Origin of the sequence: Pseudomonas sp. ICMP22404 (genome assembly GCF_006227205.1) — a bacterium.
In the GTDB taxonomy this organism is placed as follows: Bacteria; Pseudomonadota; Gammaproteobacteria; order Pseudomonadales; family Pseudomonadaceae; genus Aquipseudomonas.
Genome location: NZ_VCNG01000073.1, coordinates 1 through 430, shown reverse-complemented (window position 1 = coordinate 430; position 430 = coordinate 1). Strand labels below are relative to the sequence as shown.

1 protein-coding gene is annotated in these 430 nt (G+C 61.6%); it reads left to right on the top strand.

What is annotated here, in order from left to right:
- A partial coding sequence (locus FGE05_RS29715; RefSeq protein WP_139650447.1) for an AMP-binding protein occupies nt 1–430 on the top strand: 430 nt, incomplete at both ends.

Here is a 430-nt window from a genome sequence, read left to right as displayed (position 1 = left end):
CTTGCTGGCGATCCTCAAGGCGGGCGGCGGTTATGTGCCGCTGGATCCGGCCTATCCGGCGGATCGGATTGCCTACATGCTGGAGGACAGCGCGCCGGCCGTGGTGCTGGCCCAGGCTGCGACCCTTGGGTTGTTGGCTGATGCAACGATGCCGGTGATCGATCTCGGTAGCGGGCGCTGGCAGGACGAATCCGTCTCGAATCCGCAGGTGCCTGAGCTGACCTCGGCGCATCTGGCCTATGTGATCTACACCTCCGGTTCGACCGGGTTGCCCAAGGGTGTGATGATCGAACACCGCAATACGGTGAATTTCCTGACGTGGGCCCATCGTTCGTTCGATGCGCAAACCCTGTCGAAAACCCTGTTCTCGACCTCGCTGAACTTCGATCTCGCGGTTTACGAGTGCTTTGCACCGTTGACTAGCGGCGGC